The sequence below is a fragment of the Micromonospora sp. NPDC049204 genome (assembly GCF_040647935.1).
In the GTDB taxonomy this organism is placed as follows: domain Bacteria; phylum Actinomycetota; class Actinomycetes; order Mycobacteriales; family Micromonosporaceae; genus Micromonospora.
Window position 1 is genome coordinate 83,125 of sequence record NZ_JBEZDC010000010.1, and the last position, 13,786, is coordinate 96,910.

General features: G+C 71.2%; 9 protein-coding genes. 5 read left to right on the forward strand and 4 right to left on the reverse strand.

Annotation, left to right across the window (positions count from 1 at the left end; genetic code table 11):
- Nucleotides 1-64 precede the first annotated feature (64 nt).
- Nucleotides 65-2,134 carry a phosphocholine-specific phospholipase C gene (locus AB0A90_RS20215; protein WP_357249897.1) on the reverse strand — a complete coding sequence of 690 codons (2,070 nt, stop codon included), beginning with the start codon at nucleotides 2,132-2,134 and terminating at the stop codon, nucleotides 65-67.
- Nucleotides 2,135-2,213: 79 nt separating this feature from the next.
- Nucleotides 2,214-3,140: an AraC family transcriptional regulator gene (locus AB0A90_RS20220; RefSeq protein WP_357249900.1), complete on the reverse strand. Its 927-nt coding sequence runs from the start codon at nucleotides 3,138-3,140 to the stop codon at nucleotides 2,214-2,216.
- Nucleotides 3,141-3,243: 103 nt separating this feature from the next.
- Between AB0A90_RS20220 and AB0A90_RS20225 the strand changes: the two genes are divergently transcribed.
- The 3 genes from AB0A90_RS20225 to AB0A90_RS20235 all read left to right on the forward strand — a co-directional run bounded on the left by AB0A90_RS20225 (nucleotide 3,244) and on the right by AB0A90_RS20235 (nucleotide 5,973).
- A complete protein-coding gene (locus AB0A90_RS20225) occupies nucleotides 3,244-4,074 on the forward strand; it encodes an NAD(P)H-binding protein (protein ID WP_357249903.1) in 831 nt (276 codons plus the stop codon).
- Nucleotides 4,075-4,147: 73 nt separating this feature from the next.
- A complete protein-coding gene (locus AB0A90_RS20230; protein ID WP_357249906.1) occupies nucleotides 4,148-5,188 on the forward strand; it encodes an SEC-C domain-containing protein in 1,041 nt (346 codons plus the stop codon).
- Nucleotides 5,189-5,472: 284 nt separating this feature from the next.
- On the forward strand, nucleotides 5,473-5,973 hold the full coding sequence (locus tag AB0A90_RS20235) for a DUF2231 domain-containing protein (RefSeq protein WP_357249909.1): 501 nt from the start codon (nucleotides 5,473-5,475) through the stop codon (nucleotides 5,971-5,973).
- A 4-nt stretch (nucleotides 5,974-5,977) separates the two neighbouring features.
- On the opposite strand, the gene AB0A90_RS20240 is transcribed toward AB0A90_RS20235, so the two are convergent.
- Together AB0A90_RS20240 and AB0A90_RS20245 are read right to left on the reverse strand one after the other, a co-directional pair.
- The gene (locus AB0A90_RS20240; RefSeq protein WP_357249912.1) at nucleotides 5,978-6,634 is read right to left on the reverse strand and encodes a DUF998 domain-containing protein; all 657 of its coding nucleotides are present in this window, start codon (nucleotides 6,632-6,634) and stop codon (nucleotides 5,978-5,980) included.
- 141 nt (nucleotides 6,635-6,775) lie between these two features.
- On the reverse strand, nucleotides 6,776-10,126 hold the full coding sequence (locus tag AB0A90_RS20245) for a S8 family peptidase (RefSeq protein WP_357249915.1): 3,351 nt from the start codon (nucleotides 10,124-10,126) through the stop codon (nucleotides 6,776-6,778).
- A gap of 330 nt (nucleotides 10,127-10,456) precedes the next feature.
- On the opposite strand from AB0A90_RS20245, the gene AB0A90_RS20250 reads away from it, so the two are divergent.
- Both AB0A90_RS20250 and AB0A90_RS20255 read left to right on the forward strand, forming a co-directional pair.
- The gene (locus AB0A90_RS20250) at nucleotides 10,457-12,340 is read left to right on the forward strand and encodes a Xaa-Pro dipeptidyl-peptidase (protein WP_357249918.1); all 1,884 of its coding nucleotides are present in this window, start codon (nucleotides 10,457-10,459) and stop codon (nucleotides 12,338-12,340) included.
- 718 nt (nucleotides 12,341-13,058) lie between these two features.
- Entirely contained in the window at nucleotides 13,059-13,721 is a 663-nt protein-coding gene (locus AB0A90_RS20255; RefSeq protein WP_357249921.1) for a C39 family peptidase, read from the forward strand.
- Nucleotides 13,722-13,786 lie beyond the last annotated feature (65 nt).

Consider the following 13,786-nt stretch of genomic DNA (forward strand, 5'->3'; position numbering starts at 1 on the left):
CATCACGCTCGTCACCACATTGCCCGGCTGTTCCAGGGCGCTCGGATGTCGGCGGGACGAACGCTCAGACGAGCCCGCCGAGCGCCGGGTCGCTGATGCTGTCCTTGCCGTTTTCGACATGACCCGCGCAGCGGTACGCGAAGTCGACGTCGCCCGCGACGGAGACCGTCAGGTCGTACCAGCCGTGGGTGCGGGCGAGCGCCCACGTCGCGCGCTCGGTCTCGCCGGGGCGCAGGGACAGCTTCACCGGGCGGGAGTTGTATCCGTCCCGGACGGTCACCTCGACCCGCTTCGACCCGCGGTTCTTGAGGGTGAGGGCGAGCTTGTAGTCCCGCTCGTCGTAGGCGGGGGTGACGTCGAGGTGGGACCGGCCGTCGGTGAACCGGCGGAAGAACCCGTTCGGGCCGTGCACCGAAAGGTCGTAGGACGACTCGACCGGCCAGGTGTCGGTCAGGTGCTTGCCCGGCTCGACGGTGTAGCTGCGCGGGGCGTCCGCGCTGCCGGCCTGGCGGACCTGGAAGACCGCGGCGACCCTGCCGGAGTTGCGGAAGTCGATCCGGAGCGCGCCGTCGTCGACCCGGGCGTCGGCGTGCAGGGTGTACGGGATCGCGCGCGCCGGACGTACCCCGTGTTCCTGCTTCGGTAGCCGCTGGTCGGCCGGCGGGACCGGCACCTCGTCGGGGTGCCGGATCAGCTCCTCGGGCTTGAAGTCGTCGGTGTCGGGCAACCTGACCTCGCGCGAGCGGTTCGGGTGCCGGAAGTCGAAGGCCGTGGTCAGGTCACCGACGACGGCGCGCCGCCACGGGGTGATGTTCTGCTCGATCAGGTCCGGGCGGCCGTGCCCGAACCGCGCCTCCAGGAACTTGATCAGTGAGGTGTGGTCGAAGAGCTGCGAGTTCACGTAGCCGCCCCGCGTCCACGGCGAGACGATGACCATCGGCACCCGGATACCGAGGCCGTACGGCCCGGCCGGGTGGTCGGCGTCGCCTGGGAAGATCTCGTTGGTGGTGGGGACCGTCGACTGCCCGTGCTCGCGGGTCTGCGGGGGTGTCGGCGGGACCACGTGGTCGAAGAAGCCGCCCTCCTCGTCGTACGTGACGAAGAGCGCCATCTTGCTCCACACCTCGGGGTTCGAGGCGAGGATGTCGATGACCTGCGAGATGTACCAGGCGCCGAAGGCCGGCCCCCAGTTCGGGTGCTCGGTGTACGCCTCGGGCGCGGTGATCCAGGAGACCTCCGGCAGGCGTCCCGCCTCGACGTCGGCGCGGAAGTCGGCGAGCAGCGCCTCCGGGTCGCGACCCTGGGTCCTGATCTCCGTGCCGGTCTTCGCCTTCTCGGCCAGCGGCGTGCCGGGCTGCGCGTTCTGGTACTGGTGGAAGTAGAGCAGCGAGTTGTCGCCGTAGTTGCCGATGTACGGGTCGTTCGTCCAGCCCCACGACCCGGCGGCGTTGAGGCCGGTGCCGACGTCCTGGTAGATCTTCCAGGAGATGCCGTTGCGCTCCAGCCGCTCCGGGTACGTCGACCAGTCGTAGCCGGCCTCCGCGTTGGTGATGACCGGGCCGCCGCCCTTGCCGTCGTTGCCGACCCAGCCGCTCCACAGGTGATAGCGGTTCGGGTCGGTCGGCCCCATCAGCGAGCAGTGATAGCTGTCGCAGACGGTAAACGCGTCGGCGAGCGCGTAGTGGTAGGGCAGGTCCTGGCGGGTGTGGTAGGTCATCGCCGTGACGCCCTTGTTCGGCACCCACCCGTCGAACCGGCCGTCGTTCCAGGCGGCGTGGCCGTCGTTCCAGCCGTGCGGCGGGTCCGGCAGGAAGGTCTGACCGAGATCCTTCACCTCGGGGCGGAACGGCAGCAACTCGTCGTCGCCGTTGGGTTGGTGCCAGACGTCCTTGCCGGACGGCAGTGTCGCCGGATGGGGGTCACCGAACCCGCGTACGCCGCGCATGGTGCCGAAGTAGTGGTCGAAGGAGCGGTTCTCCTGCATCAGGATGATGACGTGCTCGACGTCCTTGATCGAGCCGGTCCGGTTGTTCGCCGGGATGGCGAGTGCCTTGCTGAGGTCCAGCGGGAGCGCCGCGCCAATCGCGGGTGCGCCCATCGCCTTGAGGAAGGTACGTCGATCTACCGTGCCCATAACTCCGCCTTTTGTGCGACCTGTCGAGAAACTGGCGACCGGACGCTATCGTCGACGAGTTGACGGCAGATGACAGTAGTTAGTTCGTTTTACGACCATTCGACGACCGGCTCCGCGCCGCGCTCGGGCTCATCCCGTGCACCCGCTTGAAGGCGGCGCTGAAGCCGAAGGCGTCCGCGTACCCGAGGTGTCTCGCCACGGCGGCGACCGTCGCCGTGGAGTCGGCAAGCATGTCGGCCGCCAGGGTCATGCGCCAGTCGGTCAGGTAGGTCAGCGGCGGTTCGCCGACCAACGCGGTGAACCGCGTGGCCAGTGTGGACCGGGAGACTCCCGCCTGCGCGGCCAGGCTGGCCAGCGTCCACGGCCGGCCCGGCGCGTCGTGCATGGCGCGCAGCACCGGACCGACGGTGTCGTCGCCCAACGCCCGGTACCAGCCGGGAGCCTCGGCCTCCGGCTGGTCGAACCAGTCCCGCACCGTGCACACCAACAACCAGTCCAGGAGACGGTCCAGCACGACCTGCCGGCCGGGCCGACCCGCGTCGAGCTGCGCGTCCAGGTAGTCGCGTAGCGCGGCACAGTCCTGGTCGTCCGGGACGACAAGCACCGGCGGCAGCGCGCTCAGCAGTCGCTGGGGCACCAGAGCGCGCACGTGGTACACCCCGACCAGCAGCACCAGACGGTCGGCGGGATCCGTGCCTGCCGGCGCGGACGTGCCGGTGTGACCGCGCCGCACGTCCCGCAGCTCCCCCGGCTCGAAGCTCGACCGTGGCTCGGCGGAGAAGACGAACGGCGCCGGGCCGCGCACGGTGGCGGCCTCCCCGACCCGGACCAGGCGAGGCTTGTCGCTCTCGGGGTGGGAGATCCACCCCTCGCCGCGCATGGGCACACAGAGCGTCAGTGGGGCGCCGTCGGTGAACCGCAGCGCTCCCGGCGGAGTCAGCACCGACCGGCCGAAGGCCGCACCTTCGGCGTGCACGCCCCGCAGCAGACTGTCGAACGGGTCCATGACATCGACGATAGGTCGCCGACGACCGGGCTTGGACGATCGGACATGCGCGGCGTACGACAGCACATGGACCGGTGCGCGGTGGCCGAGTTGGCTGGTAGCCATGACGACAGACGCGGGTTCGATCCTCGTGCTGGCCGGGACCGGCAAGACCGGTCGCCGGCTGGTGCGGACGCTGCGGGCGGCGGGTCAGCAGGTCCGGGCCGCCTCCCGCTCCGGTGAGGTGCGCTTCGACTGGTCGCGGCAGGCCACCTGGGGACCGGCCCTGGACGGGGTCTCGGCGGTCTACCTGCTGGCTCCGGAGGACCCCGCGTTGGCCCCCGGCTTCGTGGCGCAGGCGGTCGACTCGGGTGTCGGCCGTTTCGTGGCGCTGTCCGGGCGCGGGATCGACCGGGTCAGCGACTTCTCCCCGGGCATGGTCGCCGCGGAGGAGGCGGTGCGGAAGTCCGGCGTCCGGTGGACGATCATCCGGCCGAACAACTTCAGCCAGAACTTCAGCGAGGACCTGTTTCGCCAACCGCTGCTCGACGGTCGGCTGGCCCTGCCGATCGGTGACACCCCGGAACCGTTCGTCGATGCCCAGGACATCGCCGACGTGGCCGCGACGCTCCTGACGTCACCCGGTCACCACGAACAGGTGTACGACCTGTCCGGTCCGCGTGCGCTCACCTTCGCCGAGGCGGTGGCGACGATCGCCAGGGAGTCCGGGCGTTCGATGCGCTACGTGGAGCTCACGGCGGAGCAGTACCAGGCCGAACTGCTCGCCGAGGGTTACCCGGAGGAGACCGCCACGGCGCTGAACGCCCTGTTCGCCGGGATGCGGGCGGGACATCTCGCCGAGCCGGCCGACGGGGTGCGTCGGGTTCTCGGACGTGATCCGCTCGACTTCGACAGCTACGCCGCTCGGGCCGCGGCGGCCGGAGCCTGGTCGTAGCTCCGGGAGCGTGCGAGCGGGGTAACGGGTGATCTGCCCGCATACCGGGAGCACCCCGACGTACGGTGAGATCGTGCCGACGAGAGACGTACTCACCAAGGCTGACCTGGCTGAGCTGCGCCGCTCGGCGCTCGGGACGGCCGACCCGCTGGGCGTCGCCGCCGACGTCGCCGAGGCGGCGGAGCAGGGTCGGCTGGAGGATCCGGACGACGCCGGGGACGCCCTGACCCTGGCCGCCGAGATCGCCGAGATCCGGGCGAGACCCGAGGCCGCCCTGCGCTACGCGGAGCAGGCCCTGGCGGCGTACCCGTCCGGGGACGACCCGCGCGCCGGGGTCGCCCGGACGCTGCGGGCCCGGGCGCTGTTCCGGGCCGGCGGTCGCGACGACGAGGCGATGGCCGAGTTGACCGCGCTGCGCCCGTCGCTGCTCACGCAGCCCGACGCCCCCGCCTACGTGAGCGCCGCGCTGGACGCGGGTGGTCGTTCGGCGACCGCCGAGACCTGGCTGAGTGAGGCGGTCGACACCCTGCTCAACGAACGCGCGAGCGCCGCGTCCGGACCGGCCAGCACCACGATCGACCCGGTGGTCGATCTGGGTCCGCCGGACGCGCCCGGTGTCGTCTTCTTCCTGCTGCAACAGCGGCACCGGGTACGCCGGAACCTTAACCTGCCGCACGATCGGCAGGACGACCTGGCGGACCGGTTGGAGGCCCAGCTGGTGCGCCGGGCCGGAGAGCGTCGGGACGCGGAGTCGGACCTGCTCTTCTGGCCTCGGGCCGAACTCGATCGGCTGCTCGCCGAGCACGCGACGCTCAGCGACGTGTACGGGCCGGACTGGGACGCGCATCGGGGCCGGCTGGAGAAGGAGCTGGTCCGGCTGAGGGACGCCGGTCAGGCCGGGCTGGGCGTGTTCCGCGCCACCGTGGACGGACTGAACGCGTTCGCCGGTCGACGGGACGGTGACCCGGGCGACGCGGCGGTCCGGGCGGGGTACGCGGCCGAGGTGCAGGCGCGACCCAGCGCGCGGATCGCCTGGCCGCCGGAGCGCAACGACGCGTGCTGGTGCGGCTCGGGCCTGAAGTACAAGAAGGACTGCCTGCCGCGCTCCCGGTAGCCGGGGGCGTCGGTGTCGTCCGCTGCGACATAATCCCGTCTGCGGCCGGGGTCCGGCTCCGGTGGCGAGTCGCGACCAGCAGCACTTCACGGTCACCTGGGCCGCCAGTGCCGAGCGGGTGGGCGTCCATCGAACGACAGGGGCATGCGGGCGATGGCTGAGGCTGTCGACCTGGCCGTACTGCGCTGCGACCGCTGAAGCCGATACTGCGCCGCGACCGCTGAACCGCTACGGTCCATCTCTGGACGATCGACGTCCACCTGACGCCTCCGGAGGAGACGCCGATGTTCGAGGAGTTCATGGGCATCCCCGCCCACCCTCTGGTGCTGCACGCCGCGGTCGTGTTCGTCCCGCTGCTGGCCCTCCTGGCGGTCGGCTACGCGCTCGTCGCGCCGATCCGGCCGCACACCCGGTGGGTGCTGGGGCTGCTCGCCGTGGGTGCGCCGGTCGCCGCCCTGCTGACGAAGCTCTCCGGGGATGCCTTCTTCGAGCGCATGCAGAAGGCCAACCGGATCACCCCCGAGTTCCTGCCGAAGATCGAGGCGCACCAGGAGTTCGGCGACATCACGTTCTGGGCGACCCTCCTGTTGGCGATCGTGACGCTGGCACTGGTCCGGTTCGTCCCGCCGCGCTCCGCCGACGCGAGCGCCACCGACGACCGGCGGCCCGGCCGCGCGCTGACGGTGGCGTTGCAGGTGCTGTCGGTGGTGGCCGCCGGCATCGCCGTGTACTACGTGGTCCGCACCGGCGACTCCGGCGCGAAGGCGGTCTGGGAGGGACAGTGACCCCTCAGGCCACCTTGTCGCGTACCCGCCAGGACACCGCGACGAGCCAGCCGGAGATGAGCACCGCTCCGACGGCGAAGCGGATGCTCGCACTCTCCTCGCTCCAGGGCAGGGCGGTGAGCACGAACGCGACGGCACCGCTGGCCGCGCTGTAGAGCGCCCATCCCCGGTGGCCCTGGCCCGCGAAGCGTCGGGCGATCAGCAGCCCGGCCGCGATGAGCGACAGGAACGCGGCCGCGCCGCACACCACGTGCAGGATGCTGCCCGTGCTGGCCTGCTCGGGCAACCCACGCGGGGCACCGGGCGGCCAGCCGAGCGCGGGATCGGGGACGAAGAATCCGCCGCCGACCATCGCCACCCCGTAGACGCCGACCAGCACCGGCACCACCGTTGCGGCCGGCCCCGGGCGCAGTGCCCGCCACAGGCCCACCGCGAAGGCGACGGCCAGCACGCCGGTGCCCGCGAACGCGAGGACCTGCAACCAGCCGAGGTCACCGAGGGTGAGCGCGCTCAGCGCGTGCCGGCGCAGATCGAATCCGGATCGGGTGAACGCCTGCCCGAACGACAGGGCGGGGAAGAGAACGCCGGCGATCGTGCCGCAGCCCAGCAGGAGCCGGGTTGGACGAAGACGGGTCTCGGGGACGGTCGTCCGGGACGTCATGGGCGTACCTCTCGGATCGGCGTCACGTTTCACCGTCACGACGAACGGGGCCACCCCGGATCGACACTGCCCGGCGGCGAATCCGGCGGGGTGCTGGTGCGGCCCGGCCGTGAGCTCGGGCCGCACCAGCAGCGGTGACCGTCAGCCGGCGTGGTACGCCCGGATGATGGTCTGGTCGATGCCGCTACCTCCGTTCGCGGCGGCCTTCACCCGCAGCGAGACGGCCTGCCCGGCGCTGGCCTTCGGCAGGGCGACCCGGCAACTGTCGCCGCTCGCGGTGACCCGGGCCGACGTCCAGGTGGCGCCGTCGTCGGTCGAGGTCCAGACCTGGAACGACGTCACCCTCTGCGCCTTGACGCCGTGCGCCTGCCGGACGGCCAACTCGGCGGTCGCGCCGGTGACGTGGTTGGTGGTGTCCATGGGCAACGCGTAGTCCAGCGCGAGCAGCGGCAACGGCACGCTCCCCGTCCCGTCCGGCCCGGCGGACCGGAACGTCCAGGAGGTGTTGACCTTCGTCGAGATCGGCAGGATCAGGCTCGTGTCGACGTCGAGGTCCAGTCGGTAGTCCGCCATCCGCTGCGGCACGGTGAAGTCGGCGAGTGGCCGGTTCCGCTCGTCGACGAGCTTGCCGTCGCGGTACAACGACAGGGTGCGGTTCACGCCGATCGAGTCGCCCTGCAGGCAGTCGGCCCGCTGGTGCTGGTCGGTGAGGGTCACCAGGTCGATGTGCAGGTTGCCCCGGGTCCGCGACGGCGCGGTGGCGCAGCTGTGGCCGGCGCCGGCCGGGTCGTCGTACCAGCCGGAGTGCAGCGGCTGCCGCGCCCAGACCTTGGCCTGCCGGCTTCCCGGCTGGTAGCTGCGGGGCGCCTCCTGGGCCGACAGGCCACCGTAGACGCCCTCGTCGGCCCAGAGGTAGCCGGGCGACAGGTAGTCGGTGCGGTACGGCGGCAGGTTGCCCTCGTGGGTCTCCGTCACCGGCACCCCGTCCGGAGTGAAGCCGCTGCGGATGAGCTGGGTGACCATCCCCTCCGAGTCGGCCTGGTGGAACCGTTCCTCGATCCGGGCGAGTTTCGCCTGCTCCGCCGCGTTGACCCGGTACGCCGGATCGGCCGGCACACCACTCGGGTACTCGTGCACGAGGTTGTAGCGGTACGGCTTCGCCGTGCCGGCCGGTGCGCCGAGGTTGACAGCGGCCCAGCTGCGCAGCGATCCGACACCGGGCTTCGGCAGTGCGGAACTTCGCACGGCCGTCGCGGTCCCGTACCCGCTGATCTGGTTCCACCAGGACAGACCGTTCGACGCGGTCTGCACGTTCGTGAAATCAATCTTGGTGGCCGTGGTGGCGACGCCGTCGACGGTGGCCGTCACCGGCTTGGCGCGCGCCGGGTCGAGCGTCACGCTCCGGTTGCCGGTCACGTTCAGGTCGGTCTCGCCGATGAGCGTCGTCTCCAGCACGTCGCTGTCCACGTAGTAGGCGACCGAGGCGCCGAGCACCGAGTACCGGCCGGCCGGTACCCGCAGCGTGAAGTCGTCGCCGGGCGCACCGCCCGCTCCGCCGTAGTAGATCACCGGGTCGGTGAGGTTGGTGATCGCGAGGTTGATCCAGCTCTCCGCGCCGTCCTTCAGACCGGACAACGGCTTCGTGTGGATCGTCAGGTCATAGCTGGGCGGCTCGACGTAGAAGCTCACCGGCGTGGTCGCGACCACCTTGCGGCCGGTGCGGGCGGTGACGGTGGCGAGGTAGAAGCCCGGCCGGGTGGCCAGCGCCGCGCGGTTGACCCGCAGGGTCGCCCCGGCGGTGCTGCCGCGCCTGACCGTCACCCGGTTCGTCGAGAGCGACGCCGCGCCGCGCGGCACCGGCTGGCCGTCGTGGTTGACGACCGCCACGTCGAGGTCGAGGACCGTCGTCGCCGGGGTGGCCGCGCCGGTCCAGCTCAGCGTCGCCTCGCTGGTCCCGGACTGCGGGTACGCGAACGTGCCGAGATTGACCACCGGCTGGTTGCTGGTCGGGCCACCGAGGGCGCGGACCGCGTTGAGCCGGCCGGCGCCGACGGCGTACGCGTCGATGCCGGTCAGCGGGTCGGCGGCGCCGACCAGGGCCGCCTTGAGCTGCGCACCGGTCCAGTCCGGGTGCCGTTGGGCGAGCAGCGCGGCGGCGCCCGCGACGTGTGGGCTGGCCATCGAGGTGCCGCTGATCGCCTCGTAGTGCTTGTCGATCGGGTCCTGCAGGTTGGTGCCGGCGGCCCGCGCGGCGACGATGTCGACACCGGGCGCGACCAGCTCGGGCTTGGCCACGTTGCTGGTGACCAGCGGCCCGCGGCTGGAGAAGTCGGCGAGTTCGTCGTTGCGGTCCACAGCGCCGACGGTCAGGGCGCTGGCGGCGGAGCCGGGCGAGGAGATGGCCCCGCCACTGTTGCCCGCGGCGATGACGAACAGCGCGCCGGTCTGCTTGCTCAGACCGTCCACGGCGAGCGACAGCGGGTCGTTGCCGTCGTCCGGGTCAGTGCCACCGAGACTCATGTTGATGACGTCGGCTCGGGCGGCGGCCCACTCCATGCCGGCGATGATCCCGGAGTCCGCGCCGGAGCCGTGGTCGTCGAGGACCTTGCCGATCACCAGCTTGGCGTCCGGCGCCACGCCGCGACGCTGCCCGTGCGCGGCCGCGCCGGTGCCCGCGATCGTCGACGCGACGTGCGTACCGTGGCCGTTGTGGTCGACGGCGTCACCGCCCTCGGCGGTGAAGTCGGACCGGTCGGTGACCCGGCCGACCAGGTCCGGGTGGGTGAAGTCGGCGCCGGTGTCGAGCACCGCGACCCGGACGCCGACGCCGGTGTAGCCGGACTTCCAGGCCTCGGGTGCGGAGATCTGGCCCAGGTTGTGGTCGAGGTCCCGCTGCTGCCCGCCGCCGGTCAGCGCGGTGGCGCGGACCTTGCGGTCGAGCCAGACCTTCTTCGCGCCGGCGGTCAGCGAGTTGGTCGCCAGCTTCGCGGTGGCCGGGCTCTTCTTGGGTACGCGGCCGGCCACCGCGCCGATGCTGGGCAGCGGCAGTACGTCACCGAGCGCGGCGACCCGGGCGGTCGCGGTGGCGGGCTGCACGATGAGCGGCAGCTCCGAGGCGTTGTCGTCGTCGTACCCGTCGGCGATCAGCGTGGTGACGTCGAAGAGGTCGGGGTCGAGGACCGCGCCGATCTGGGACGCGACCCGGGCGGGGATGACGTGCAGGTGACCGTCGGGGCCACAGGTCTGGCGGATCACCGCGTTCTCGTCGGCCGGTCGGACGGTGGCGTGCGGGCATCCCGAGCCGGTGCTGCGGACGGTCACCACGTCACCGGTCAGCAGGGTGACGGTGTGGGTCTTGCCGTCGATCGAGGTGGCGGGTGGGCCGGTCCGGCCGATGCCGCTGGGTCCCGCCGTGGCCTTGCCGCCCGGTAGGGCGGTCAGCGTCGTGGCCGTGACGGCGACGGCCAACAGCCACCGTGTTGTCCTGAGCATGCTGCTCCTCGTCTAATGTGGACGAAAGCGCCTCTTCGGGCGACTTCCCGCAAGATCATATGCACGAGTACGTGATCTTCGAAGGTTCCCGACGACAGGTTTTTCCGCTGGTGGGGCCCGGATTTCCGCAGCGTGTCACCGTCCGGCTCGGTTCGATGACGTTTCGATTGCCGCCCACCTCGTCCAGAACAGCACATTGTGAATAAAGCGCACATCCCCCTCCGAAGGCATCGACGGGGTCCGAGCCCGGACCTAGCATGACCACGAATGGATCTTCGAGACAGCTTCCTGCCGAGACCCGGCACCCAGCCCAACCGAAGGGAGACGCGGATGCGTCGACCCCGCCATCTGGCACTACTGAGCGTCGGCGTGTCCGGCGCACTGGTCCTGACCGCAGCCGCCACCGCGACCGCGGCCCCGCCCACGACCACCACGCCCACCGGCATCGTGGTCAGCGATGGCATGACCCAACCGGTGTTCTCGCTCGCCGACGCGATCGAGGAGCGGGTGTTCGTCCAGACCCCGGTCGACACCGATCACGACGGTCGGCTCGACCGGGTGGCGATCGACATCTCCCGCCCCCGGGAGACCGCCACCCAGGGCTTCAAGGTGCCGGTCATCTTCGAGCACAGCCCGTACCGCAAGGGCACCTGGGGCGACGTGCCGTACCCGAGCGTGCTGGTCGACGACCTGCCGCAGAACGGTCTGGTCGACCGGTCCGGGCGGCGGGCGCTCGACGCGGGCACCCAGCGCGCCCAGGCGAAGGCCAACCTGCCCGGCTCGCTCGACGACTACTACGTGCCCCGCGGCTACGCGGTGGTGCTCGGTCAGAGCGTCGGCACCGGCGACTCCGACGGCTGCCCCACCAGCGGCGACCAGGCCGAGACGCTCGGCACCAAGGCGGTCATCGACTGGCTCAACGGCCGGGCGAAGGGGTACGACGCCAACGGCGCCCCGATCACCGCCGGCTGGACCACCGGCGCCGTCGGCATGACCGGCGTCTCCTACAACGGGACGCTGCCCAACCAGGTGGCCACCACCGGGGTCAAGGGACTCAAGACCATCGTGCCGGTCTCCGCCATCAGCAGCTGGTACGACTACTACCGGGCCAACGGTCTGGTCGTCGCCCCCGGGACGTTCCAGGGTGAGGACCTCGACATCCTCGCCCAGTACACCGCCGGGCAGGCCCGGGCCGAGGGTCCGTGCGCCGACGAGCTGGCCACCATCACCGCGGAGCAGGACCGGGTCACCGGCGACTACTCGAAGTTCTGGCGCGACCGCGACTATCTCGACGCCCGTAACGTCAAGGCCAGCGTCTTCGTCGTGCACGGCCTCAACGACTGGAACGTCAAGACCGAGCACTTCGCCGGCTGGTGGGACCAGCTCGCCAAGCGCGACGTGCCGCGCAAGATCTGGCTGCACCAGGGCGGGCACGGCGGGCCGGGCAGCAGCGCGTCGGTGACCCTGCCGAGCGGGCAGACGTGGACCTACAAGCAGACCGAGAACCGCTGGTTCGACTTCTGGCTGTGGAACGTGCGCAACGGCATCATGGACGAGCCGACCGCGGTGCTCCAGCGCGAGGACCGCGTCTACACCACGTACGCCAACTGGCCCGACCCGGCCGCGCGTACGGTCGGGTTGCGGTTCGCCGCCACCGACGCCACCGCCCCGGGCGCGCTCACCACGGGCAAGCCATCGAAGGCCACAATCGAGCAGAGCTTCGTCGACGAGGGCCGCACCATCCACCCGGACACCCTGGTCGCCAACCCCGACACGGCGAGCGCCAACCGGCTCGCCTACCGCTCCCCCGCACTGACGCAGGACGTCCGCATCTCCGGACGCCCGGAGATGCGGCTACGGATGGCGATCGACAACAAGCCGGACGCGAACCTCACCGCGTACCTGGTCGACTACGGCCCCGCCGGGTCGACCGCCGCGCCGACCGTGGTAACGCGAGGTTGGATGGACCCGCAGAACCGCAAGAGCGCCGCCCGCACCGAGCCGGTCAAGCAGGGCAAGCTGTACGACTACCGGTGGACCCTGGAGCCGAAGGACTACATCTTCCCGGCCGGGCACCGGATCGGTGTGGTCGTCTTCTCCAGCGACCAGGAGTACACCCTGCTGCCGTTGGGTGGCACCGAACTGCGGGTCGCACCGAACGACAGCGAACTGCGGCTGCCGGTGGTCGGCGGGCGGAGCGTCCTGGGGTTCTGATCCCGTCCTCGCACCCAGGTGGGGCAGTCCGAAGCGTTCGGGCTGCCCCCTGCCGTTGCGCCGTTGCGCCGTGCGCCCCCGCGCCGCGCGCCCCCGGCGCCGTCGCCGGTCGCGGCGACAGGCCGTTCCCTTGCATGATCGTGCTCGATCCTGGTTGTAGTGGTCTCGTCCGCACGGCGAGGGGCCTGTTTCCGGGATCGAGCACGATCATGGGGTGGGTGTCGTTGCTGCCCGGCTGCGATCTGAGGCAGCAGTCTCCCGGATCGTGCGCGAGTCGTGGCTTGCGTGGGGTGGGGGTGCCGGGGACCTGATGTCCGGTTCCGGGGGTGTCGGGGTGAGGTGGTTGTCTGGTTTCGCCCCCCGCGTCCTGAGGTCGGGGTCACCCGCACGGCGGAATCGGTGGCCGGGCGGGGTCGTTATACCTGGCAGCCCACCGCAGCAGTCAGGGTCGCGGAGCGCGGCAGCCGGCGGGAACATCCGGCAGGCCGCCCCGGTTACATCCCCCGCACGGCCGAGCACCACCACCGGCCAACCCCCGGGCACGCGGACTGCGCCACCCCCGGTGGGAGGCGGAATGACCCGCCACCGCGAACGGTTACACCCTGTCCCGACGCCGACCCCTGCGGGTCGCCGGGCAAGAACCCCCCTCGCACTTCCCGCACGATCACCCACCCCCGGGTGTGGTGTGGGCACCCCCGATGCAGAGGAGCACGCCATCATGCGTACCGATCTGATCCGTAAGACCGCCCTGACCGCCGCCGGCCTCGCCTTCACCGGCGGCGCCATCGCCGGACCCGTCACCACCGCGTTCGCCGCGCCCAGCACCGACAAGCCCACCACCCAGACCCAGAACGACCGTAAGGGTCACGGTGAGCGCGAACTGGGCGTGCGCTACGAGGCGCAGCCGAACTTCTACTACTGCGGCCCCGCCGCCACCCGCAACGCCCTGTCCGTGCAGGGTAAGAACATCAACGTCGACGACATGGCCAAGGAAATGGGCACCACCGAGGCCGGCACCAACAGCATCAACGACATCACCCCGGTCCTGAACAAGGAAACCGGCAAGACCGACGCCTACCACAGCGTGGAGATCAGCAGCCCCGACGCCGACGCCAAGCAGACCGACCGGCTACGCGCCGACATCGTCACGACCGTCGACGACGGCCGGGCCGTGGTCGCGAACATCGCCGGCACCAGCACCGACACCGACGGCGGTGTGCACTCCTACGAGGGCGGGCACTACATCAGCGTCGTCGGCTACCGCGACAACGGCACCACCGTCAAGATCGCCGACTCCGCCGACCCGAACACCGCCTCCTACTGGATCACCGTCGAGCACCTCGCGGACTGGATCGCCACCCGCGGCTACGCCACCAGCTGACCCACACACCACCACCGCTTACACCGAAGGGCCGGACCCCACCACCGGGGACCGGCCCTTCGGCG

Excerpts from the sequence above, each read along its gene's own strand:
- AB0A90_RS20215 (WP_357249897.1), bottom strand. The coding sequence starts at position 2,134 with ATGGGCACGGTAGATCGACGTACCTTCCTCAAGGCGATGGGCGCACCC.
- AB0A90_RS20220 (WP_357249900.1), bottom strand. The coding sequence starts at position 3,140 with ATGGACCCGTTCGACAGTCTGCTGCGGGGCGTGCACGCCGAAGGTGCG.
- AB0A90_RS20225 (WP_357249903.1), top strand. The coding sequence starts at position 3,244 with ATGACGACAGACGCGGGTTCGATCCTCGTGCTGGCCGGGACCGGCAAG.
- AB0A90_RS20235 (WP_357249909.1), top strand. The coding sequence starts at position 5,473 with ATGTTCGAGGAGTTCATGGGCATCCCCGCCCACCCTCTGGTGCTGCAC.
- AB0A90_RS20240 (WP_357249912.1), bottom strand. The coding sequence starts at position 6,634 with ATGACGTCCCGGACGACCGTCCCCGAGACCCGTCTTCGTCCAACCCGG.
- AB0A90_RS20245 (WP_357249915.1), bottom strand. The coding sequence starts at position 10,126 with ATGCTCAGGACAACACGGTGGCTGTTGGCCGTCGCCGTCACGGCCACG.
- AB0A90_RS20250 (WP_357249918.1), top strand. The coding sequence starts at position 10,457 with ATGCGTCGACCCCGCCATCTGGCACTACTGAGCGTCGGCGTGTCCGGC.
- AB0A90_RS20255 (WP_357249921.1), top strand. The coding sequence starts at position 13,059 with ATGCGTACCGATCTGATCCGTAAGACCGCCCTGACCGCCGCCGGCCTC.